Below are 22,596 nucleotides of genomic sequence, written 5' to 3'. Positions count from 1 at the left end.
CGGGCTGACGGAAATGTGGGACCGCCTCTTCACGGCCCAGACCGACCCGCCGCCACTGCTCGTGCTCATCACCGCCGCCGTCGCGCTGGTCGCGGTGCTCACCCGGCTGCCCTGGCGGATCGGCCGCAACGCGATCACCATCGCCCACGAAGGCGGGCACGCGCTGATCGCCCTGCTCACCGGCCGCAAGCTCAAAGGGATCCGGCTGCACTCGGACACCTCCGGGCTGACCCTGTCCGCCGGTCGGCCGACCGGGCTGGGCATGATCCTCACCCTGCTGGCGGGCTACGTCGCGCCGTCGCTGGTCGGGCTGGCCGGTGCCCTGCTGCTCGGCGGCAACCGGATCACCCTGCTGCTCTGGATCGCCGTGGCACTGCTGCTCGCCATGCTGGTGATGATCCGCAACCTCTTCGGGATCGTGTCCATCCTGGTCACCGGGGGCGTGGTCTTCGCCGTCTCGTGGTCCACCGGCCCGGAGGTGCAGGCCGCGTTCGCGTACACCGGGGTGTGGTTCCTGCTGATCGGCGGGGTCCGGCCGGTCGGTGAGCTGCAGCGGCTGCGTGCCCAGGGCCGCTCGCCGGAGTCGGACGCCGACCAGCTCGCCTGGCTGACCCGGGTGCCCGGCCTGGTCTGGGTGGGGTTCTTCGGCCTGATCAACCTTGCCGCGCTGTTCATCGGAGCACTGCTGCTCGCCAGCCCGTGGCTGGCCGACCTGGACCTGCCGACGCCGCCGGGCGGGTGACCGTCGGAGGCAGAGGCCGTTGGGGGGTGGAGCAGCGCTCCACCCCCCAACGGCCCAGGTGCCTCAGGTGCAGATGTCGATGCCGGGGATCCAGCTGGGGTGGGTGGTGTCCATGTAGTAGTCGGAGACGAAGCCCTCGCCACCCGAGTAGACCACGTAGTCCCACACGTTGTTGCCGTAGATGTTCTGTCCGGAGCGTTGGCAGACGACGTGGACGTTGGTGTACCGGGGCAGGTACTTGATGAATGTGCAGTTCTGGCTCGGCGGCAGCTGCACTGTCGGGTGGTAGCAGTCACGCAGACTCAGGCCGGGGTTCTCGGTCCAGTAGCCGACCGAGGCCGGGTGCCAGCTGGCCGCGGCCGGCGCGGCGGAGAGCCCCACCAGGCCGGTCACCGAGACGAGGGCGAGGGCGATCGTGGCGGCGACCCGACGGAGTGCTCGGCGGTTCGGCGGCGGTGACGATGGTGCACTGGTCATGTGTCGTTCCCTCCTGACGGTCGGACGCCGATGTGCGTCCATGTCCAGGGAAGCGGCGCGGCGGGTAGCGGGGGAAGCCTCCTGGCGGCGGTTCGGACAAGCCCGGACGCGCCGGCCGGCGGCTCCGTACAACTCCGTACGGCGTTGAACTGGGCGGCCATCGAGACGTCAGCACGGTGGATCGTATTGAAGATCGGGAACGTACTGGTCCCACTCGGCTTCCGTCAGCGGGTCTCCAGCGGCGGAGCAGATCCAGGATGCCACCCGTGCCGGCTGGACGTCCCAGAGCCGGATGATGCCGTCGGTGCCCGCTGCCACGAGACCGCGCCCGTCCGAGGTGAAGGTGACTGCGTTGACCGCGTCCGCTACCCGATTCAACACCGCGACCGGCTGCGGCGGGCCAGGACTGTCGAGTGCCCAGAGCCACACGGTCCCGTCGATGGAGGCCGCGGCGAGTGTGTGCCCGTCGGGACTGAAGGCGACCGCGAGGACGCCGCCGACCGGACCGCTGACGGGTGAGCCGACCGGAGCCGGTCGGCCCGGGTTCGAGACGTTCCAGATCCGGATGGTCCGGTCGGCACTGCCGGCCGCGATCCGCTTCCCGTCCGGGCTGAAAGCAACGCTCTGCGCATAGCCCGTGAAGCCGGTCAACGCCCGGCCGGTCGGTACCGGGTGTCGCGGGTCGCTGATGTCGAACATCCGTACGTCGGCGTCGGTCGTCGCCGCCGCGAGCAGGGTGCCGTCCGGACTGGTCGCGAGCGAGAGCACGATCGCCGTATTGCCCTCGATCACGCCCACCGGGTCGGTGCCGGTCGGCGCCGCGACCGACCAGAGATAAATGTCGCCGTCGTCTCCGCCAGCGGCCAGGACGGCACCGTCGGCGCTGAAAGCGAGCGCTTGCACCAGGGCGTCGGGACCCTCCAGCGCCCCGTCCAACAACTGTGGCATAGCCGGTTCGCTGATGTCCCAGAGCTGCACCGGGCCAGCCCGGGTAGCTGCTGCGAGCAGAGTTCCGTCCGGACTGATCGCCACCGTGGCGGCGAGTTCCCCGTGGGCTGCCAGACTTCGTAGCGGCTTCCCTACCGGTTCCGGCCGTCGCGGATGCTCGATGTCCCACAAACGGACCGTGCCGTCGCGGCTTGCCGCAGCCAGCAGCGGGCCGGCGACAGCTAAATTGAAGATCGCGTCGGCCGCGCCGCGCAGCACCGGCCCGGGATACCGCCAGAACCGCACGACTCCGTCGATGCCGGAGGTGACCAGGCCGTGGCCGTCGCGGCTGATTGCCGCGCCGGTGACCGGGGCGGGGTGGGGCAGTGTCGCGGTCACCGCCCCGGACGAGAGGTCGTGAAGGCTCACGGTCCGGTCGGATGAGCCGGTCGCGAGAGTGCGGCCATCCGGCCCGAAGACGACCGTGTTGACCCAGCTGGTGTGTCCTGTCAGTACCCGTTCCAGGATCGGTGGGTCCGGATGGGCGATGCGCCAGACCTGAGTCGACTTGTCGGTGCCCGCCGAGGCAAGACGCTGGCCGTCCGGGCTGAAGGCTACCGCCGTGATCCGTCCCGTGTGCCCTGATGGGAAAGGGCCCAGCGGCGTGGCAGCTCCGGTGCCATCGATCCGCCATAGTCTGACGGCCCCGTCACCACCGGCGGCCGCCAGCATCGTCCCGAGCGGATGCCACGCCACGGACTGGACAGCATCGGCGAAGCCGCGCAGTTCGGGCAGGGCGACCGGGTGCTGCGGATCGGCGATGTTCCAGCGGTGTACCAGCTGATCCGCCCCACCGGCGGTGAGCGTCTGTCCGTCCGGACTGAACGCAAGGGAATAGGTCGTCGATCCGGGGCCGACGATCTCGCCGACTGGCCGGAACCGGTGCTCTGCGGAGGCCCGCAACAGGTGGATCACCTTGTCGGCGCCGGCGGCTGCGAGCAGCTTCCCGTCCGGGCTGAACGCGACCGAGTACAGCGCCGACGGTGACTGCACCACGGGCACGTCTTCCAACAACGCCGGCGGCCGCACCGTCGCGTCCCAGAGCCGTACCGCACCGTCGGCACCGACCGCAGCGAGCAGCCGCTCGTCCGGGCTGAACGCGACGGCCTGCGCCGCCGCCTCGAAAGCATGACTGCGAGCGACCTCCGGAGTGACCGCGGCATCCAGCAGACTGGACCGGGCCTCGACGGTCTCGGCGATTCCGTACGCCGCGAGACTCAACTGCATGGCCAGCGCCGGATCGCTGTCCCGGACGCGATCAGCCCGACCCGCGATCAGCCGGGACATCGCCTCGTTACGCTGCTTCACCGCTTCCCTGCTCCGGCTCTCGGCGTGACTGCGCTGGTCGAAGGCGTACGCGGCGAGCGTCGCGGTGGTCAGAGTCAGCACGATCAGCGCAGCCACCACCTGGTACAGCGCCCGGGTCCGCCGCCGGGCGTGCACGCTGCTGGCGCTGATGAACTCCCTGGTGAGCGGCGATACATCGGGAGCGTGCTGCTCGGCCCAGTCCTGGGCGGCGGTCAGCTTCACGCCGCGGTACAACGTCGCAGGGTCCCGCTCCTCCGCCTGCCAGTTCGCTGCGGCCGCGTCGAGGCGCTGACCGATGATGAGATCCGCCCGATCGTTGTCGATCCAGTCCCGTAGCGTCGGCCATGCGTTGAGCAGCGCCTCATGGGTGATCGTGAGGGTCTCGGCGTCGACGGTGACGAGCCGTTGGCTGACGAACCGGTCGAGTACGGCCTGACCGTCTGCCTTCTCCGATGCCTCGAAGACGGCGTCGAAGGCGCGTATCGTCATCCGGCGTCGGGTGTCTGCGGCATCGATCGATACCTGTACCAGATTCAGCAAGAGCCGGCGGGCCAGCCGCTGTTGTCCGGGATCGAGACTCTGGTAGACCTCGTCCGCGGTGGCGGCCAGCGCGCCGTCGAGGGCTCCAGCCCGCCGGTACGATTCCACGGTCAACTGTTTTCCCTGCTCGTACTGCCAGGTGGCGTGCAGGGCATGGGAGAGCAGCGGGAGGACTCCGGGATCATGCGCCCCGGTACTCGTCCGGTTCTCCGGGGACACCTCACGCAGCAGCAGTTCAACCAGAGCGTTGTCGACGTCGACGCCGCTACGGCGGGCAGGTTCGACGATGGCCAGCCGTAGTTCCGCCTCGCTCATCGGGCCGACGGTGACCTGGTGGGTGCGGACAGCTTCGACGAGTTGCGGGAAGCGCAGCAGGCTGGCGTAGAAGTCGGCACGGACGCCAAGGACGACGACCACGGCGTCTCCACCGGTTGTCAGCTCGGCGAGCATCCCGACGAACTGCTGTTGGGCGGCGGCGGTGGTGGTCAGCGCCTCCTCGAACTGGTCGATTATCACGACGGTGCCCGGCGCGGGCCGGCCCTGCGGGCCGGTGCGTCCCAGCTGCTCGCGAAGGGTCTGTACGGGCTCGGCGGTGGGTGTGAGGAGCAGCAGTCGGGTCGCTCCGGTGGTGTCGTCGGAGCGGCCCGGCATCTGCTGGCCCTCGGCGTGGTCGCCGGACGGTTCGCCCCGTGACGGATCGACGTCGGGCCGGGACCGCAGGGCCGGTACCAGTCCGGCCTGCAGCAGCGACGACTTGCCCGCCCCGGAGGCGCCGACCACGACCACGATCCCGCCGCCGGCGACCAGCGCACTGCGGACCTCGGCCACCAGGATGGCGGTGAGGCGGGCGCGGCCGTGGAACCAGTCCGCGTCCTCGGGCCGGTACGCCGCCAGCCCGCGGTACGGGGTTGGGCCGTCCGGCCTGCGACCCGGCTCCCGGCGTACCCGGTGCCATGCCGAGATCCACTGTTCGACGAGTTCACGGTCGCTGACCCCGCACGCTGCCAGCACGGCGTTGAACAGCTCGCCGGAGGCCAGCGACGGCAGGCCTCGTCCGGCGAACCAGTCGCCAACCGTGCTGTGCGCGCTACGGGCACCCACCTTCGCGGCGACCTGGCGCACCGTGACGCCGGCGGTCACCCTCAGCCTGGTGAGTTCGCGGGCGAAATCTCTGCGGGTGTGGATGCCGGCCGGGTCGACGAACCGTTCGGAGCGGCCAACAGACGACGGGTGGTTCGGATCCGAAGGGTCCGGTCGTCGCCGGTGATCAGCCATGGTGCGCCCTCCTCACAGACTGCGTCGCATCGACAACGTAAAGTATCGATGCGATGACTCGCAGTCCCTGGCAGGGCAGGATGCATGACCGCTGTCGGAATCCGGGTTCCTAGAGCGTCTCCTTAGAGCGGGATGTTGCCGTGCTTCTTCGGCGGCAGGGTCTCCCGCTTGCCGCGCAGCATCCGCAACCCGCGCGCCACCTGCACCCGGGTCTGCGACGGCGCGATGACCGAGTCGACGTAGCCGCGCTCGGCGGCGATGTACGGGTTCGCCAGCCGCTCCTCGTACTCGGCGATCCGCTGCGCCCGCACCGCTGCCGGGTCGTCGGCGGCGGCCAGCTCGGCGCGGTAGAGGATGTTCACCGCGCCCTGCGCGCCCATCACCGCGATCTGCGCGGTGGGCCAGGCGAAGTTCAGGTCCGCGCCGAGATGCTTCGACCCCATCACGTCGTACGCACCGCCGTAGGCCTTGCGGGTGATGACGGTGACCTTCGGGACGGTCGCCTCGGCGTACGCGTAGATCAGCTTCGCGCCGCGCCGGATGATGCCGTCCCACTCCTGGTCCGTGCCGGGCAGGAAACCGGGCACGTCGACGAAGGTCAGCACCGGGATGTTGAACGCGTCGCAGGTGCGCACGAACCGGGCGGCCTTCTCCGAAGCCCCGATGTCCAGGCAGCCGGCGAAGTGCATCGGCTGGTTGGCGACCACCCCGACCGGTCGGCCTTCGATCCGGCCGAAGCCGACCACGATGTTCTGCGCGTACAGCGGCTGGACCTCCAGGAACTCGCCGTCGTCCAGGACGTGTTCGATCACCCGGTGCATGTCGTACGGGTGGTTGGCCGAGTCGGGGACGATGGTGTCCAGCTCACGGTCGGTGTCGGTGACTGCCGGCTCCGCCTCGGTCGGCAGCGTCGGCGGTTCGTCCAGGTTGTTGCTCGGCAGGTACGCCAGCAGCGCCTTGACGTAGTCGACGGCGTCCTCTTCGTCGGTCGCCAGGTAGTGGGCGTTTCCGCTGGTGGCGTTGTGGGTGCGGGCGCCACCGAGTTCTTCCATGCCGACGTCCTCGCCGGTGACCGTCTTGATCACGTCCGGGCCGGTGATGAACATGTGCGACGTCTGGTCGACCATGATGGTGAAGTCGGTGACCGCCGGGGAGTACACCGCGCCACCCGCGCACGGCCCCATCACCAGGGAGATCTGCGGGATGACGCCCGAGGCGCGGACGTTGCGGAAGAAGATGTCCCCGTACAGGCCGAGGCTGACCACGCCCTCCTGGATGCGCGCGCCGCCGGAGTCGTTGATCCCGACAACCGGGCAGCCGATCTTCATCGCCAGGTCCATCACCTTGACGATCTTCTCGCCGAAGACCTCGCCGAGCGAGCCGCCGAAGATGGTGAAGTCCTGCGCGAAGACGCACACCTGCCGGCCGTCGACGGTGCCGTAGCCGGTCACCACCCCGTCGCCGTACGGGCGGGTGCGCTCCAGCCCGAAGTTGGTCGACCGGTGCCGGGCCAGCTCGTCCAGCTCGACGAAGGAACCCTCGTCGAGCAGCATCGCGATCCGTTCCCGGGCGGTCTTCTTACCCCGGGCATGCTGTTTCTCGATCGCGCGGGCCGAGCCGGCATGCACCGCCTCGTCGACTCGGCGCTCCAGGTCCGCCAGCTTCCCGGCGGTGCTGTGGAGGTCGGTTCCGGTTCCGGACTGCTCACTCGTCACGCCCACACCGCGGATGCTATCGACGTCGCGACCGCCGGTCAGGGGCCGACGGTGTGCGGTTTCCCTCAGTGCGCCGCTGTCGCCCCGGCCCCGGTCCGGCTCGATCGACCCCGGGACGACGTTTCCTGCTTGTTGCCCGATTCGTTACCACCACGTGACAGTGTTGGGAGTTGCGCTGATCGCGTCCGGTCTGACGGTGCTGCTGGTGATGCGGCGGACGCTCTGGCCGGCGCGAGCGGCCACCGTTGGCAGCCGCAGGGCCGGAAGTCTGGACGCCGCGCCGCATCGGCGCCGTCGAGGGCGGGGGCGGGGGCGACGTCGGGCCACCCGCACCGGGCTGTTCCGTCGCCGGGCGACGCCCAGTGGACGCCACACGGTCGGCGTGGTCGTGCCGCGCCAACGTCGGGGCGGCCGGCCCGCCGTCGTGCTGCCGGAGCCGCCGGTGGCCGCTGTGCCGCCCGCCGCTGTGCCGCCGGTTGCTGCTGTGCCGCCGGTTGCCGCGCCGCCGGCTGCTGCTGCTGACGAGGATTTTGACTGGTTCGACCGGCCGACGGACGCGTACGCACAACCCGTACGAGCGTCGGACCGGGCCGTTCCCGCGTCGGACTCGGCCGTTCCCGCGTTGGACCCGCCGGTAGCAGTGCCGGTGGTCGGTACGACCGTCACCGGGCATCCGTTCCGCGGCGTGGCACCGGTGCCGCAGTGGCGCGACCACTGGTAGCGCGACGGAGCGACACCGGCCCAACCTGAAAGACTGCTCCGCTGCGGAGGGAGGCGGCGGAGCAGCCACGATTCCGGGACCCGCGTCTCGGTGAGAGGGCCTGGGTCAGGGTTGCGGTGGCCCGGATGGCTGGGTGGTGGTGAGGAAGGCGGCGGGCACGCCCGAGTCGATGAGACGACCGCGCATCCGGTCAAGCGCGTCAGGTGTCCAGTCTGGATAGGCGGACAGGAACAACAACCGCTGGGCGGCGCGGCGATCGGTTCGGGCTTCGGCGATCGAGTCCTTGACCATGTTCGCCGCCACCTCGAAGTCGTCGTCGATGCGGACGCCGCCAGTCGGGATGCCGACTGGCGGCGAGTCGGGCCGGCTGCGGTCGGGCGGCGAACACGACGGTGACGACGACGAGTAGCCCGCCGACGGCGCTGAGGGCGGGAAGCAGCCACGGCGGTGCCGCTGTCCAGTACGGGACGGGCGACAGCGCGTGGTGCACACTGGGGAGCGGGCCGCCGGTGTGAGAGTGCGGACGTATCGCGTGCGCGAGGCTGACATACAGGGCGATGACGGGTGCCGCGAGGACGAGGACGGTGGCGGCGGACAGCGCAGCCACGGTGATCCGGTGCGTGGGGTGTGTTGAGTGGATCCGCCGTGCTACCGCCGCCGCGAGCAGCCATCCGGCGGACAGCCCGAGCGCCACGCCTGCGACCAGCAGGATGCGCAGCACTGGTGAGCCTGCGGCCCAGGTGTCCATCCCGACCGTGGTCTTGCCGCCGACGGACATGCCGGCGATCGCGACGACCAGTCCGTGATGCTCGGCGGTGAACCGGTCGTAGCGGGAGGGGATGTAGTCGCTGGTCCAGGCAGCGGGGTCCGCCACGCCCGCCTGGTCGTGTACGACCTCGATCTCTGAGACCGACCAGCCGGCGGCGGCGTAGCGCTGCCGGGCCTGCGACGCGTCCCACCTGCCGTCCAAGGTCACCGCAGTGAATACCCGGTCCGCTGTTTGTGCCGAGGTCTGCCGCAGCACGACCGAAGGAGCCTCGACGCCGCTGGCACGTCTGGTCAGGTCGACCATCGCGGTGTCGCTGGGAAGATCGGTCAGGGTGGTTGCCCCGAGCATGGAGCCGGTCGCCGCGCCGAACGCCCCGAGCACCGCCGTGACCACGACCGCTGCCGCTACCGTGACGGGACGACGGTCGGGAAGCGAAAGCCACCGACGGAGGCGTCCACCGCGTGGAGCCGAGCTGGTTCCGGCGATCGCCGAGGTGCTCACCCAGCCACTCCTGCCATCGACAGCAGTAGGTCAAGCGGGCGGCTCGCCATGCCCCATAGGGTACGGGTGCCTTCAAGCTGCGTCCATCGGATCGCAAGCAGCGGCCCGCTGTCGTCCCCGCGACGGGAATCCGTCGAGCACGGGGCGACCATCTCTTGCCGTCTGTCTGCTGTGGATCGCCTGCCGGCGATCCACGCCGGCAGGCGATCATGATCTTCGGTCTGGATATTCTACTCGCCCGGCATGCTTCCCTGCGGCTGACGGCAGACGCTGCAGTACGAGACCGAGTTGACCAGGAAGGAGAAGGACGCCCTGTCCTGCCCCGGGTCGACAACCGATGCCGACCCGCCGGAGTTCTCGCAGCGGTTCTGGTTGGCGCTCAGGGTCAGGCTGGTGCCGTTGCTCATCGAGCGCGTTCCGACCGGCATGTTGATGCACCAGACGGACGTGCCCGGCAGCGGGATGCCCTGGAACAGCGTGCCGGAGAAGTTTGTGCCGGTCCAGTTGCAGAACCGGCCAGAGGTGCACAGGGCCAGCGCCGATCCGGCGTCGGCCTGCGCAGCTGGCGGAACTAGATGATCGATTCCAAGGGATACGGGGTAGCAAGCGGACGCGAGGGCATCCATGATCAACGTTGCCTAGGCAGCGAAACCATGGAGGCCACGTGCACGTCGATCTGGACACCCTCGCGACCGCACTGTACGTCAGGATCGACGACGAACTGAAGGCGTCCCCGCACCTCAACCGGTGGCGTCCAGCGGTCGGCATCACCGCCCGGATCACCGACGCCGAACTCATCACGGTGTCAGTGATGCAGGCACTACTCGGCTACCACAACGAGACCCGCTGGATCCGCTACGCCCGCAAATCCATCATCCACCTGTTCCCCCACCTGCCCAAACAGCCCGGCTACAACAAACGGCTGCGAGCGCTGACCACCCAACTGGCCCACTTCATCACGGTGCTCGCCACCGACACCGACCTGTGGCGGCACCCGATCCGGATCGCCGACTCCACACCCGTGCCCTGCGGCACATCCCGCGAGACGGTGCAGCGTTCCGACCTGGCCGGCTGGGCCGGCTACGGCTACTGCGCCTCCCACTCCCGGCTGTTCTGGGGACTACGCCTGCACCTGGTCACCACGGTCCACGGACTGCCGGTCGCGTTCGCCCTCACCAACGCCAAGACCGACGAACGTGAAGTCCTCATCGACCTGGTCACCCTGCAACCCGGCATGTTCCACCACCCCGACGGGGTGATCCTGGTCGTGGACAAGGGCTACCGCGACCGCGACACCGAAATCTGGCTCAACGACAACGATGTCACCGTCGTACGCCCCGCGTACCGCACCGAACCCGCACGACCCGGCCGGGGCCTGCTCCGCGCCGTCCGGCAGACCATCGAATCAGTCAACCAGACCTTCAAAAGCCAACTCGACCTCGAACAGCACGGCGGCCGGACCATCACCGGCGTCGCCGTCCGGGTCCTGCAACGCGTCCTCGCCCTGACCGCCGCGATCTGGCACAACTGGCACACCGGCCAACCGACCCTGCGCTCCCTGACCGCATTCGACCACTGACCCCTTGGAATCGATCATCTAGCAGAGCGGCCCCGGCTGTGGCGGCGACCGCCAGCATGGCGAGCAGTGATCGGCTACGCAAGAATCGACCGTCACGAATTCTGGAGATCCCGTTGGTCTCCGCCACGACCCCAGGCGGCGGCTGGACCCCTTGTATCAGCGGCGCGATGCTCCTTCCCGGAGCATGCCTGGTTCTGTGGCAGACGCGGTGCGCTGCCAGGTGCCGCCGTAGGGTGGGCGGATGGCCGGCTCACCGTACACCGATCTGGACCGTCCGCCGCTCGACGAGCGTGGGCTGCGTCGCGCGCTGATCGTTCCCGACGGCCTGTGGACCGACGTGCAGGTCCGGGCGCAGACCGGCTCCACCAACGCGGACGTGCTCGCCGCCGCGCGAGCCGGTGCCACCGAAGGGCTGGTGATCACGGCGGAGCAGCAGCACGCCGGGCGCGGGCGGCTCGGCCGCGACTGGACCTCGCCGCCGCGGGCCGGCCTCGCCGTCAGCGTGCTGCTGCAGCCGGCGGCGGCCCGGCCCGCCCGGTCGTGGCCGGCGGTGCCGGGGTCCCGGTACGGCTGGTTGCCGCTGCTTGCCGGCGTCGCGCTGGCGGAGGCGGTCACCCGGCTGGCCGAACTGCCGGCCGCGCTGAAGTGGCCCAACGATCTGTTGATCGACGAGGCGAAGTGCGCCGGAATCCTCGCTGAGGCGGCCCCGGACGGGGCGGCCGGACCGGCCGTGGTGCTGGGCATCGGGCTCAACGTGACGCTGCGCGCCGACGAGCTACCGCCGCCCGGTAGCGGTCTGCGGGCCACCTCACTGCAGCTGGCCGGAGCAGCGGCGACCGACCGGGACCCGCTGCTGCGGGCGGTGCTGCGCGGGGTGGCCGACTGGTACGGGCGGTGGCGCGCCGCCGGCGGCGACCCGGTCGCGTCCGGTCTGCGGGCGGCGTACCTGCGGCACTGCGTGACGGTGGGCCGGCAGGTGCGGGTCTCGTTGCCGTCCGGAGCGGCGCACACCGGGCTGGCCGGCACGGTCGACGAGGACGGTCGTCTGGTGGTCCGTACGGCCACCGGCGAACTGGCGGTCGCGGCCGGGGACGTGGTGCACGTGCGGTCCGGCGACGCGCCGGGAAACGGTACGCCCGGTTGACCGTCCGGGTGGCGGTCAACCGCTACGGTCACCCCGGCGGCCGGTGTACGGACCGCCGGCCGGGTCCCCTGCCCGGCCCGGGCAAGGAGGTTGCCGTGGCATTTCCCGAAGACATGCTCACCGCCGACGAGCATGTCGTGTTGCACCTGCACCCGCACTGGAAGGCACTGGTGCGGCCGGTGGCGGTGACGGTGCTGGCGGTCGCCGCCGTGGTGGCCGGGTTCCTGCTGCTGCCGGAGAGCACTGCGGCCACCGTTGTGTGGTATGTGATTCTCGCGCTGGCGCTGGTCGCGGTGCTCTGGTTCGCCGTCCGGCCGTTCGCGGTCTGGCGCAGTACGCACTACGTGTTCACCAACGAGCGGGTGGTGCTGCAGCACGGGGTGTTCTCCCGGGAGCGCCGGGACATCCCGTTGAACCGGGTCAACGACCACTCCATGACGCAGCGGTTCAGCGAACGGCTGCTCGGCTGCGGGACGTTGACCATCGAGTCCGCCGGTGAACGTGGGCAGACCGTACTGCCCGACCTTCCGGGGGTCAGCCAGGTGCAGACGCAGCTCTACGAGCTGGTCGAGGCGCACCACGATCTGCACAGCCTGGGCGACGGTGAGCTGCGGGAGATTCTCGACGAGGCACGCACCGGGCCGGACCAGGCAGCCCGGGCGCGACCGGACAACGCCTCGCCCGGCCACTGACCGGGCGACGGCTGGCCAGCACTGCCAGGCGGGCCTGGCCCGCTGGCCAGCCGGCTCAGGTCAGCGCCCGGCGCCGCGTAGCGCGAACCAGCCACGGAACCGGGTGCGCAGCACCTCGCGCTCCGGCCGGTCGTAGGTGTCGAGCCGGGTCAACGACCCCAGCAGGGTCACCGTGCCCAGGCCGGGCCGGGCGTCGGACAGCTTCCTGGTGAGCACGTCCAGCCGTCCGGCGAGCCGGTCACCGGCGTACACCGGGGCCAGCCAGCGCAGCTCCTCCAGGCCGGGGGAGGTGTCTGCGGCGGCCCGGGACAGCACCGCGTCCACGTACGCCCGCATGAACAGGCTGACGGTGAAGAATCCGCTGGCGATCACGGCGCCGTACGGGCTGGCCTGGGCGATGTCCGGCTCGACGTGGTACCACTGCGGGTCGAAGCGTTCGGCGAAGCTGACCATTTCGACGCCGTCCACGGTGGTGATGCCGAGGTCGAAGGAACCGCCCGGGGCGAGGTCCTCGAAGAACAGGTCGGCGTCAGCACCGGTGCCGGAGCGCACGGTCGTCGGTCAGCGCCTGGCCGGGCGGGTCGCCGCGTCGATCTCCGCGTCGATCTCGGCGGCGATCCTCGCGTCGATCTCGGCGGCGAGCGGGTCGGCCAGTGGTGCCGGGCTGTCCGGGGCCTGTGTCGACTGGCCGGCCGGCGGCTGCCCGTCCCGCTGGATCTGCTGCGGGACCCGGTCGCCCGCCGCCGGTTCGGTCCCGGCCACAGGCGCGGTCCCGGTGGTCGGGCTGGTCTCGGTGGTCGGGTGGGCGGCGGGTGCCGGGCGGAAGACGAACGTGCGGTACGCCCAGAAGCGGAACACGGTGCCGAGCACCAATCCGATGATCTTGACGATGTTCAGGGCCAGTAGCCCGCTGATGCCGAAGCCGTACTTGGCCAGCCCCAGCACCCCGACCTCGATCGCCAGGCCGGTGAGGTTGAACAGGAAGAACAGTACGTACTCCCGCCGGATGGCCGACTTCGGCCGGTCCCGGTAGGTCCAGTGCCGGTTCATGAAGTACGAGCTGGTGGTCGCCACCAGCGCGGCGACGACAGTCGCCTTCAACTGACCGTCGGCGAGCACGGTCAGCGCCAGAGCGTTGAACACCGCGAAGTTGACGGCGGTGTTGATGCCACCGACGGTGCCGAATTTCAGCGCCTCGCGGATGAACCTCTGCCAGCGCTCGGGCAGAAGGCGAAGTATTCGCATCAGATCACCATACGGCAGGTCGACGGGCCGTTCGGGTTGACCGGCGGGTAGGGCGGCACCGGGTGGGGCTAGTCACGGTCGCTGGCGGCGGCCGCCACCACGGCGGGTGCCGCGACGGTGAACACGAACCTGCGGTACGCCCAGAACCGGAACAGGGTGCCGACCGCCACGCCGACGATGTTGGCCGCGATGTTGTCGGCGAGCAGCGTCTGGAACACCCCCGGCCAGATGCTGCCCAGCCCGTAGTGGCTGATTCCCAGGCAGGCCAGGCCGATGCCCAGGCCCACGGCGTTGAAGAAGAAGTAGAGGCCGTACTCGCGGGCCAGCCCGGACCTGACCGAGTGCCGCCAGGTCCAGAACCGGTTGCCGACGAAGGCCACCGAGGCAGCGATCACCGTCGACAGCGTCTTCGCGCTGAGCGGGCCCATCCCGAGCAGGCCCGACGCGATGTTGAACAGGGTGATGTCGACGATGAAGGCGATCCCGCCGACCACCCCGAACTTGCCGATCTCGCGGACCAGCAGACCGAACCGGTCCCGGATCCGGCGGATCAACCCCGGACTGGAGGCGGGCGCGGACGGCTCGCCGGCGGCGTGGACGGGCACGTGGTCGAGCGTAGCGGGTTCCCGCCCGCCGATGTGTCGGCACCATCCGAGTTTCCGGCCACGCCACGCTTTCGCCACCCGAATCGTGAACACGCAGAGTGACTGAGGTCGGAGCTGGACGAGCGCCGGAGGATCTTGCGTACAACTGCGCGTGGGAGCGAGAAACAGCTCGTCAGATTGCATGCGGCGACAACTTGTGCACTTCTTCACAAGCTCCTCGGCTGCCCTGAACGATCAATCGGTTTACCCTGAGTCCAACTCCCGGACTTGTATCCCGGCGGCTGGGCCCGACCATCCGCCGGTGCCGTGCACTCCAGGAACGAGGTCAGCGCCGACCACGAGGAGATCGCCATGACTGCAACGGCCACCGCGTCCGTACCGTCGAACGTTCCCGGCCCCGCCCCGACCAGCCACGCCCGCCTGCTCGACTGGGTCCGGCAGATCGCCAACCTCACCACACCGGACCGGGTCGTCTGGGCCGACGGTTCGCTCGCCGAATGGCACCGGCTCACCGACGAACTCGTCGACTCCGGCACCCTGGTCCGGTTGGACAGCGAACGCCGTCCCAACTCGTTCTGGGCCCGCACCGACCCGACCGATGTGGCCCGGGTCGAGGAACGTACCTTCATCTGCTCACCCGACGAGTCCGACGCCGGACCGACCAACAACTGGATGGATCCCGCCGAGATGAAGCGGGTGATGACCGAGCTGTACCGGGGGTGCATGCGCGGCCGGACCATGTACGTGGTCCCGTTCTGTATGGGCCCGTTGGACGCTCCGGAGCCGATGTTCGGCGTGGAGATCACCGACAGCGCGTACGTCGTCGCCTCGATGCGGATCATGACCCGGATGGGCGCCGAGGTGCTCGCCGCGATGGGCGACGACGCCGCGTTCGTGCCGGCCCTGCACTCGGTCGGCGCACCGCTGGAGCCGGGCCAGGCCGACGTGCCGTGGCCGGCCAACGAGACCAAGTACATCTCGCACTTCCCGCAGACCCGGGAGATCTGGTCGTACGGATCCGGCTACGGCGGTAACTCGCTGCTCGGCAAGAAGTGTTACTCGCTGCGGATCGCCAGCGTGATGGCCCGCGACGAGGGCTGGCTGGCCGAGCACATGCTGATCCTCAAGCTGACCGCGCCGGACGGGCGGGTCCGCTACGTCGCCGGCGCGTTCCCGTCCGCCTGCGGCAAGACCAACCTGGCCATGCTGGAGCCGACCATCCCCGGCTGGAAGGTCGAGACGATCGGCGACGACATCGCCTGGATGCGGTTCGGCGACGACGGCCGGCTGTACGCGGTCAACCCCGAGTACGGGCTCTTCGGCGTCGCCCCCGGCACCGACTGGCGGACCAACGCCAACGCGATGCGTACCCTCGACCGGGGCAACTCCCTCTTCACCAACGTCGCGCTGACCGACGACCGCGACGTGTGGTGGGAGGGGATGGGCGAGCCACCGGCGCACCTGACCGACTGGCGGGGCGAGGACTGGAACCCCGACCGGGGCACCGACGCCGCCCACCCGAACAGCCGGTTCTGCACCCCGATCACCCAGTGCCCGATCCTCGCCGACGAATACCACGACCCGCGCGGCGTACCGATCGACGCGATCCTGTTCGGCGGCCGGCGCCGTACCACGGTGCCGTTGGTCACCGAGGCCCGCGACTGGGTGCACGGCGTCTACCTGGGCGCCACCCTCTCCTCGGAGACGACCGCGGCGGCGGCCGGCAAGGTCGGGGTGGTCCGGCGGGATCCGATGGCGATGCTGCCGTTCATCGGCTACCACGCCGGGGACTACTTCCGGCACTGGATCGAGATGGGCAAGGGCACCGACGGCGACGCGGCCAAGCTGCCCCGGATCTTCTACGTCAACTGGTTCCGCCGCGACGACGACGGCCGGTTCCTCTGGCCCGGCTTCGGGGAGAACTCCCGGGTGCTCAAGTGGATCGTCGAGCGGCTGGACGGCACCGGCGCGGCGGTGGAGACCCCGATCGGCAACGTACCGACCGTCGACGCGCTCGACCTGTCCGGCCTGGACGTCGACCCGGCCGACGTGGCTGCCGCGCTCGCCGTCGACCCGGCGCAGTGGCGCGCGGAGCTGCCGCAGATCACCGAGTGGTTCGAGCGGTTCGGCGACAAACTGCCCGGGGTGCTCTGGGCGGAGCTGGACGCGCTGCGGGCCCGGTTGGACGCCGCCGACTGACCGTTGGATAACCTGCGCCGGTGGCGGCAGACCTTCCAGCTCCGGTCCGCCGGCTGGTCGGGTTGCTCGCCGTCACCGCCGCGGCCACCGTCGTGGTCGACCTGCTCAACTGGTGGTACGCCCCGGATCGGGACGTCGGTGTGGCGGTCCGCTCCGGCTGGGCGCTGCTGCGGGCATTCGGCTTCCTGGTCCTGATCCGGCAGGTACGCCGGGGCCGGGCCGGGGCCCGACCGTTCGGGCTGATCCTGGCGGTCACCACCGTCTTCGCGCTCGGCCGGCTGGTGGTGCCGCGCTCCGGCGTACCGCCGCTGCCCGGGGTGGCCGGGTTCGGCCTGCTCGCCGGGCTCTGCCTGGCCGTGGTGTGGCTGCTGTACCGGTCCCCGGCGGTCGGTGCGCAGTTGACCCGGCATCCGCCCCGGTTGGTCCGCGACGGCCGGCGGCTGACCTGGCGCGAGGCCCCGCCCCGCCGGCCGCCGGTCGCCGCCTGGCTGCTCGTCGCCCGGGTCTCGGCCTTCACCTATCCGCCGTTGATGCTGGTGCCGGCGCTGGTCTCGATCGGGGTACTGCTCGACGGCCGGCTGGTCGCCACCCCGGCGGTGGTGGCCTGGATCGCGGTCGCCACCGCCACCAGCTGGCTGGTGCTGCTGGTGTCGTTCTTCATGCTGCGCGGCCGGCGCTGGGCACGATGGCTGCTGGTCCTGGTCAGCCTCGGGGTGCTCGCCGTCGACCTGCCGCTGTGCTGGTGGCTGCTCGGCGTGGACGGTCTGGTCCGCGACGGCGCGCCGCTGGTGGTGGCGGTGGCGCTGGCCTTCTACGGTGTGTGGCGGGCCGGTCGCGCCGAGCGCGGCCGGGAGGCGACCGGCACCGAACCGGCCTGACGGGAGGTCCAGGTGGACGGTACGTCGGTCGTCGACGTCGCGGTGGTCGGTGCCGGGCCGGCCGGTGCCGCCGCAGCGATCGCAGCCCGCCGGGCCGGTGCCCGGGTGCTGCTGCTGGACCGGGCCGACTTTCCCCGCGACAAGCCGTGCGGCGACGGCATCGCACCGCACGCCCTCGACGTGCTGGCCGGGCTGGCCGTGCCCGACCCGGTCGACGGGTTCGCCCCGGTCGGCCGGCTCCGGCTGGTCGCCCCGCACGGCGGGCAGGTCGCCGCCGAGCTGGTCCGTCCGGCGTACACGGTGCCCCGGGCCGTCTTCGACGCCCGGCTGGTCGCCGCCGCGGTCGCCGCCGGCGCGCGGCTGCGGCGGCACACCGTACGTCAGGTCACGGTCCGCGACGACCTGGTGCTGCTCGACGGCGAGATCGCGGCGCGGGCGGTGGTCGGCGCGGACGGTGCGGGATCGGTGGTACGCCGGGCGTTGGGCCACGGCCCCAACCCGGACGGCCACCTGGCCCTGGCGATTCGCGGCTACGCCCCGGTCGGGGTCGTCACCAGCCCCGGCGAACAGCGGATCGTCACCACGGCGGCGGGTTGGCCGGCGTACGCCTGGGCCTTTCCGATCGGTGACGGGCGGGCGAACATCGGGTACGGGGAGGTGCTGCGCGGCCGGCCGTTGACCCGGGCCCGGCTGCTGGACCGGTTGTGCGCGCTGCTGCCCGGCACCGACCTGGCGCAGGTCACCGACCTGCGGGCGCATCATCTGCCGCTGTCCACCCGGCGGCCGCCGGTGGGTGCGGGTCGGCTGGTGCTGGCCGGCGACGCGCTGTCGCTGATCAACCCGTTCACCGGCGAGGGCATCTTCTACGCGGTGCTGTCCGGTGCGCTGGCCGGTGCGGCGGCGGCCGGTACGCCGGCGGTCGCCGCCCGCCGCTACCGGCAGGCGCTGCGTCGACGCCTCGGCGGGCACCTGCGGCACAGCGCCTTCGGCGCCTGGCTGGCCCGGCGGCCGACGACGGTGGACGCCGCCGTCGCGGCGGCGGCGCGGGACCGGCACGTCTTCGACACCATCGTCGAACTCGGTCTCGGTGACGGCCGGCTGGACGGGGTCACGGTGCGCCGGCTCGCCGCGCAACTGACGATCCGCCGGGCGGCCGATACCGCGCGACGGCGTTCCGGTCGCTAGTCTGCTTGTGATGACTCTGCGGGAGCTGCTCTACTCGGTCTATGAGCGACGGCTCATGACGAGACTGGCGGGCAAGCCGGTGCCCGGCCACGTGGGCGTGATGTGCGACGGCAACCGCCGATGGGCCCGGGAGATGGGGTTCGTGGACCCCAACGACGGGCACCGGGTCGGCGCAGCGAAGATCAAACATCTGTTGAACTGGTGTGACCAGGCCGGCATCGGTCACGTCACGCTGTACCTGCTGGCCACCGACAACCTGCGTCGGCCGGCCCGCGAGCTGGATCCGCTGCTGAACATCATCGAGGATCTGGTCACCGAGTTGGCCGAGGAGGGCAACCCCTGGCGGCTGCGCATCGTCGGCGCGCTGGACCTGCTGCCGGGTGCCACCGCGACCGCGTTGAAGGCCGCGCAGGAGCGTACCCAGACCCGGTCCGAGGGCGCGCAGGTGAACATCGCGGTCGGCTACGGCGGCCGCCGGGAGATCGCCGACGCGGTCCGGTCGCTGTTGCACGAGCACGCCAGGTCCGGCGGCACCCTGGAGGAGCTGGCCGAGGTGCTCGACGTCGACCACATCGCCGAGCATCTCTACACCCGAGGTCAGCCGGACCCGGACCTGGTCATCCGGACCAGCGGCGAGCAGCGGCTCTCCGGCTTCCTGCTGTGGCAGTCGGCGCACTCGGAGTTCTACTTCTGCGACGTCAACTGGCCCGACTTCCGTCGGGTGGACTTCCTGCGGGCGTTGCGGTCGTACGCGAACCGGCAACGCCGGTACGGCGCCTGACCGTCGCCGGAGCCCGCCCGCCGGTCGACCTGCCGGCGTCAGCCTCGACCTGCCGGCGTCAGCCTCGACCTGCCGGCGTCAGTCGAGGGCGTGCACGGCGGAGGTCAGGAAGTCGCCGAGCGCTTCCGGCGAGTCGATGGTGAGGTCGGCGGCCGCCGACACGTCGTGCCCGGTTTCGGCGTTGGCCACCGCCACGCAGACGCCGAAGAAGTCGGGATTGGCGCTGGCGTGTGCCCGCAGGGCGGCGAACGCCTTGATGTCGGAGACGTCGTCACCGAAGTACCAGGCGCAGCCAGCGGTGCCGACCGCGTCGCCGATGACCATGCCTTTGTCCCGGTCGACCGGCGGCTTGATCTCGATGACCATCCGCCCGCTCTGCACCCGCAGACCGAGCTGTTCGGCCTGGGCCTGCCCCCACGACTCGACGGTCTCGGCGAGCTCGGGCGCGGTCCGGTAGTGCAGCGCGACGGACAGCCGCTTGTACTCGACCAGGGCGCCGGCGGGCAGCTCGGCGCGGGCCCGGTCGGCCAGCTCCTGCATCGCCGGGATCCAGGGCAGCGCGGCCGGCTCGGTAACCGTCGGCCCGGAGCCGTGGCTGTGCTCCAGCCCGTACAGTCCGTACAGGTCGACCTCACTGATCGAGGCGAACTGGCCTCGGAGGAAGTCGACCGGTCGGGCCGACACGATCGCTATCCGCTGCACCACCCCGGCGAGTGACTCGATCGCCGCCAGCACCTTGGGCGCGGGCTGCACCGACGTGGGATCGTCGCCGACCGGGGCGAGGGTGCCGTCGAAGTCGAAGAACAGCACGCACCGGTCGGCGCGATCGATGGTGGCTCGCCATGCCTGCTCCGCGGTCAGCGGACGGGCCAAGCGCTGGTTTCCTACCTCGAACGACCGCACGGGCGTCAGCGTACCTGCTGCCGACCCGGGTGCCAGACCTCTCGGCGGATGAACGTTCGGGGGACGTCGGCGCTGGTGGCTACGGTCCGCGAACCACCTGGCGGGTCAGTCGTCACCGCCGCTCATTAGCCGCCGACCGTGCATCCGCGGTGGAAATTGCACGACTGCCGCGTCGTGTTGCTGTCCCTGCCGGAGCAAATAGCCTTCGACGAAGCCGGAGTTGCGGTCGGCGACGTGTGAATCGACTTCATTGAGCCGGGCGACCAGAAATTCGGTGAGCGCGGTCAGCCGTCCCTGCTGCCGGTCGTTGAGGTGCGCGATGACCGCCACCAGCGTGGCGACGGACGCGCAGGCGATGACGAACAGGTTCACCACCGCCGGCACCTCGCCGGTGCTCAGGACGGCGACCACGATATTCGTGGTGCCGTAAAGCGTGATCGCGACGGCCGCGATCACGACTGCCGACCATTTGAGGGTCATCGGGTTTCGACCCTCCCTCCTGTCCCGCAGGGCTGTGTCCGGGCTGTGTCCGGCCTTGTCCCGTCCCCCGTGGATGACGAGCCCAAGCAGTACGGAGAGGAACGCTATCGTGACTCAGCGTGCAAGTGGGACGGAATCGGGCCGCTTGATCGGCTTTCTTTCGCCATCTGAGAACTACCCTGCCCGCTTGGGTCCTTTGCGAGGTTCGGCCGGCAGTGGGGGCCGGTAGGCGAGATAGCGGATCGTCTCCCTGATGTGAAACTTCTCCGCATCTGACACGTTCGGGTCGACCAGCCGACGGAGCAGCGCCTCCACGTCCGGGTCCATCGGCGGTGCCGAGGGCGCCGGCCGGGCACTGGTGGCGCGGTCCCAGCCGAGTACGCCGAACGCGACCGTCGGGCTGATCCCCAGTCCTTCGCAGAACGAGACCACCCGCTCGGCCTCCGGATCGCTGGACCACTCGCCGCGTACCCACCGGTTGATGGTCTGGCGGGACACACCGGTGCGCCGGGAGACCTCCGAGCCGGTCCAGGCGCGGGTCGCGCGCGCGTCGGCGAGCGCCTTGCGTACGAAGGCGGCGAAGGCGATCTTCCGCGCGGCGGAGCTGTCCGGCACCGGCCGACGGTACGGCGAATCACCGCTTTTCCTGGGGGCAGGAAGCCTTCTGTACTGCGTTTGTGACAGAGCTTTGTGAATCTCTGTCGGGAAATCTTCCCTTGTCACGAGGGGTGCCACGGGTGCAGTCTAAGGACGAAGCGGGGTGGCGCTAATCACCCGAAAAGATGATGCTGTCACTTGCGCGTGACGCTTTACTCTACGTCACGTGCTTGAGACGCTAAGCGAGTGGAGTTGTCGCTTACACGTGACGGAGACGGTGCGGTGACCGAACTCGCCACCCGGGCCCAGGCCTTCGGCCTGATCGCGGACGCCGTCGCCGGCGGCCTGAGCGCGCCGTGGCGGCTGTACCTGGCCCGGGGGTGTCGTCACCTGTCGCTCAACGTGGGGGACCGGACCGAGTGGAACGCGTGGCGGGCGCACCTCGGCTGTCCGGAGTTGAGCGTGCGGGTGTACGACGCCGGCGGGGAGATCCGGCGGGCCTCGGTGGCCGAGGTGGTGCTGGGCGGTTGCCGGATCAGCGTCGAACTGGTCGAAGAGGTGCGGACCGACGACATCGATCGGCTGCTCACCGACGACCCGACGTCGTTCGAGTCGGAGGAGACATGATCCCAGAGATCGGGGCGACCGGATGAGCTCGTTCTTCGCGGTCTTCCTGGTGTTGCTGCTGGCCTCGGCCAGCTACGCCGCCGGCCGGCTGCACGGCCAGCTCAGCTACCGGATCGGCTACCGGTTCGGCTACCGGCAGGGCTACTTCGACGGCGACCGCGGGGCGTGGACCCGGCGGCGCCGGGAGACCCGGGCCGCGATCGCGTCGGTGCTGCCGGAACCAGCCCGTCCGGAGATCCGTCCGGTGGCCACCGGGGTCGACCTGGCGGTCCGTCCGGGCACCACCTACACCGGTGCGGCCTTCGTCGGCGGCCCCGGACTCGGCGGGACCGGTGGCCTCGGCGGGCCCGGTGGCCGGCACTCGACGGAACTGCTGGCCGGCCGACATCCCTGACCGGCTGCGGCCGCAGCGATGAGCTTTCCCGAGTGCGGTGTCGTGTTGAGGCGGACGCGACACCGCCTGGGAACCCCGGCGTCACCGCGCCGGAGTTCCTCCCGGCCGGGATGCGTGCAGGGGGTGCGCATCCCGGCCGGCCGCCTGTGCGGCCCGGATGTGTCTGTCGCGTGACCGGCGTGTGTCGGACCTGGGTACGGATCACCATCTGCCCCGCTCACCTCCGGTGTGTGGGCCGAAGATCGGCCCTGA

22 protein-coding genes are annotated in these 22,596 nt (G+C 70.6%); 11 read left to right on the top strand and 11 right to left on the bottom strand.

What is annotated here, in order from left to right; genetic code table 11:
- Positions 1–13: 13 nt before the first annotated feature.
- Positions 14–742, top strand: a complete 729-nt coding sequence (locus tag EDC02_RS28450) for a M50 family metallopeptidase (protein ID WP_123607182.1) — start codon at positions 14–16, stop codon at positions 740–742.
- A 63-nt stretch (positions 743–805) separates the two neighbouring features.
- Here EDC02_RS28450 and EDC02_RS28445 read toward each other — a convergent pair whose 3' ends face one another.
- The 3 genes from EDC02_RS28445 to EDC02_RS28435 form a co-directional block, all read right to left on the bottom strand.
- Positions 806–1,219 carry a hypothetical protein gene (locus EDC02_RS28445; RefSeq protein WP_123605407.1) on the bottom strand — a complete coding sequence of 138 codons (414 nt, stop codon included), beginning with the start codon at positions 1,217–1,219 and terminating at the stop codon, positions 806–808.
- Positions 1,220–1,387: 168 nt separating this feature from the next.
- Complete coding sequence (locus EDC02_RS28440) at positions 1,388–5,329, bottom strand: helix-turn-helix domain-containing protein (protein WP_123605406.1); 3,942 nt, start codon at positions 5,327–5,329, stop codon at positions 1,388–1,390.
- A gap of 122 nt (positions 5,330–5,451) precedes the next feature.
- A complete protein-coding gene (locus tag EDC02_RS28435) occupies positions 5,452–7,044 on the bottom strand; it encodes an acyl-CoA carboxylase subunit beta (RefSeq protein WP_123607181.1) in 1,593 nt (530 codons plus the stop codon).
- Between the two features lie 160 nt (positions 7,045–7,204).
- On the opposite strand from EDC02_RS28435, the gene EDC02_RS39805 reads away from it, so the two are divergent.
- Entirely contained in the window at positions 7,205–7,765 is a 561-nt protein-coding gene (locus EDC02_RS39805; RefSeq protein ID WP_148083666.1) for a hypothetical protein, read from the top strand.
- Positions 7,766–7,964: 199 nt separating this feature from the next.
- On the opposite strand, the gene EDC02_RS28425 is transcribed toward EDC02_RS39805, so the two are convergent.
- Entirely contained in the window at positions 7,965–8,927 is a 963-nt protein-coding gene (locus EDC02_RS28425; RefSeq protein ID WP_123605404.1) for a hypothetical protein, read from the bottom strand.
- 338 nt (positions 8,928–9,265) lie between these two features.
- A complete protein-coding gene (locus EDC02_RS39800) occupies positions 9,266–9,661 on the bottom strand; it encodes a hypothetical protein (RefSeq protein WP_148083665.1) in 396 nt (131 codons plus the stop codon).
- Between the two features lie 38 nt (positions 9,662–9,699).
- On the opposite strand from EDC02_RS39800, the gene EDC02_RS28415 reads away from it, so the two are divergent.
- The 3 genes from EDC02_RS28415 (at position 9,700) to EDC02_RS28405 (ending at position 12,450) form a co-directional block, all read left to right on the top strand.
- Positions 9,700–10,614, top strand: coding sequence for an IS982 family transposase (locus tag EDC02_RS28415; RefSeq protein WP_123601180.1), 915 nt, complete (start codon positions 9,700–9,702; stop codon positions 10,612–10,614).
- Positions 10,615–10,855: 241 nt separating this feature from the next.
- Positions 10,856–11,758 carry a biotin--[acetyl-CoA-carboxylase] ligase gene (locus EDC02_RS28410; RefSeq protein ID WP_123605402.1) on the top strand — a complete coding sequence of 301 codons (903 nt, stop codon included), beginning with the start codon at positions 10,856–10,858 and terminating at the stop codon, positions 11,756–11,758.
- A 95-nt stretch (positions 11,759–11,853) separates the two neighbouring features.
- A complete protein-coding gene (locus tag EDC02_RS28405; protein ID WP_123607180.1) occupies positions 11,854–12,450 on the top strand; it encodes a PH domain-containing protein in 597 nt (198 codons plus the stop codon).
- Positions 12,451–12,510: 60 nt separating this feature from the next.
- On the opposite strand, the gene EDC02_RS28400 is transcribed toward EDC02_RS28405, so the two are convergent.
- The 3 genes from EDC02_RS28400 to EDC02_RS28390 all read right to left on the bottom strand — a co-directional run bounded on the left by EDC02_RS28400 (position 12,511) and on the right by EDC02_RS28390 (position 14,300).
- Positions 12,511–13,002 carry a MaoC/PaaZ C-terminal domain-containing protein gene (locus EDC02_RS28400; protein WP_123605401.1) on the bottom strand — a complete coding sequence of 164 codons (492 nt, stop codon included), beginning with the start codon at positions 13,000–13,002 and terminating at the stop codon, positions 12,511–12,513.
- Between the two features lie 9 nt (positions 13,003–13,011).
- On the bottom strand, positions 13,012–13,695 hold the full coding sequence (locus EDC02_RS28395; RefSeq protein WP_123605400.1) for a GtrA family protein: 684 nt from the start codon (positions 13,693–13,695) through the stop codon (positions 13,012–13,014).
- 68 nt (positions 13,696–13,763) lie between these two features.
- On the bottom strand, positions 13,764–14,300 hold the full coding sequence (locus EDC02_RS28390; RefSeq protein ID WP_233606486.1) for a GtrA family protein: 537 nt from the start codon (positions 14,298–14,300) through the stop codon (positions 13,764–13,766).
- Between the two features lie 351 nt (positions 14,301–14,651).
- Between EDC02_RS28390 and EDC02_RS28385 the strand changes: the two genes are divergently transcribed.
- From EDC02_RS28385 to EDC02_RS28370, 4 genes are read left to right on the top strand one after another with little or no spacing between them, the layout of a single operon-like run.
- On the top strand, positions 14,652–16,499 hold the full coding sequence (locus tag EDC02_RS28385; RefSeq protein WP_123607179.1) for a phosphoenolpyruvate carboxykinase (GTP): 1,848 nt from the start codon (positions 14,652–14,654) through the stop codon (positions 16,497–16,499).
- A 20-nt stretch (positions 16,500–16,519) separates the two neighbouring features.
- Positions 16,520–17,377, top strand: coding sequence for a hypothetical protein (locus EDC02_RS28380; RefSeq protein WP_123605398.1), 858 nt, complete (start codon positions 16,520–16,522; stop codon positions 17,375–17,377).
- Positions 17,378–17,389: 12 nt separating this feature from the next.
- Positions 17,390–18,562, top strand: a complete 1,173-nt coding sequence (locus EDC02_RS28375; protein ID WP_123605397.1) for a geranylgeranyl reductase family protein — start codon at positions 17,390–17,392, stop codon at positions 18,560–18,562.
- Positions 18,563–18,572: 10 nt separating this feature from the next.
- Positions 18,573–19,343, top strand: coding sequence for an isoprenyl transferase (locus tag EDC02_RS28370; protein WP_123607178.1), 771 nt, complete (start codon positions 18,573–18,575; stop codon positions 19,341–19,343).
- Between the two features lie 78 nt (positions 19,344–19,421).
- Here the strand turns inward: EDC02_RS28370 and otsB are convergent, their stop codons facing one another.
- The 3 genes from otsB to EDC02_RS28355 all read right to left on the bottom strand — a co-directional run bounded on the left by otsB (position 19,422) and on the right by EDC02_RS28355 (position 21,341).
- Entirely contained in the window at positions 19,422–20,246 is an 825-nt protein-coding gene (gene otsB, locus EDC02_RS28365) for a trehalose-phosphatase (protein WP_123605396.1), read from the bottom strand.
- Between the two features lie 105 nt (positions 20,247–20,351).
- Positions 20,352–20,726: a hypothetical protein gene (locus EDC02_RS28360; protein ID WP_123605395.1), complete on the bottom strand. Its 375-nt coding sequence runs from the start codon at positions 20,724–20,726 to the stop codon at positions 20,352–20,354.
- Positions 20,727–20,900: 174 nt separating this feature from the next.
- Positions 20,901–21,341 (bottom strand): XRE family transcriptional regulator, encoded by a 441-nt coding sequence (locus EDC02_RS28355; protein ID WP_123605394.1) that lies wholly within the window; start codon positions 21,339–21,341, stop codon positions 20,901–20,903.
- A gap of 264 nt (positions 21,342–21,605) precedes the next feature.
- Between EDC02_RS28355 and EDC02_RS28350 the strand changes: the two genes are divergently transcribed.
- Positions 21,606–21,950, top strand: coding sequence for a hypothetical protein (locus EDC02_RS28350; protein ID WP_123605393.1), 345 nt, complete (start codon positions 21,606–21,608; stop codon positions 21,948–21,950).
- Positions 21,951–21,972: 22 nt separating this feature from the next.
- A complete protein-coding gene (locus tag EDC02_RS41945) occupies positions 21,973–22,344 on the top strand; it encodes a hypothetical protein (RefSeq protein WP_233606485.1) in 372 nt (123 codons plus the stop codon).
- Positions 22,345–22,596 lie beyond the last annotated feature (252 nt).

The sequence above is a fragment of the Micromonospora sp. Llam0 genome, assembly GCF_003751085.1.
Lineage (GTDB): Bacteria > Actinomycetota > Actinomycetes > Mycobacteriales > Micromonosporaceae > Micromonospora_E.
This window is presented reverse-complemented; position numbering and strand designations above follow the sequence as displayed.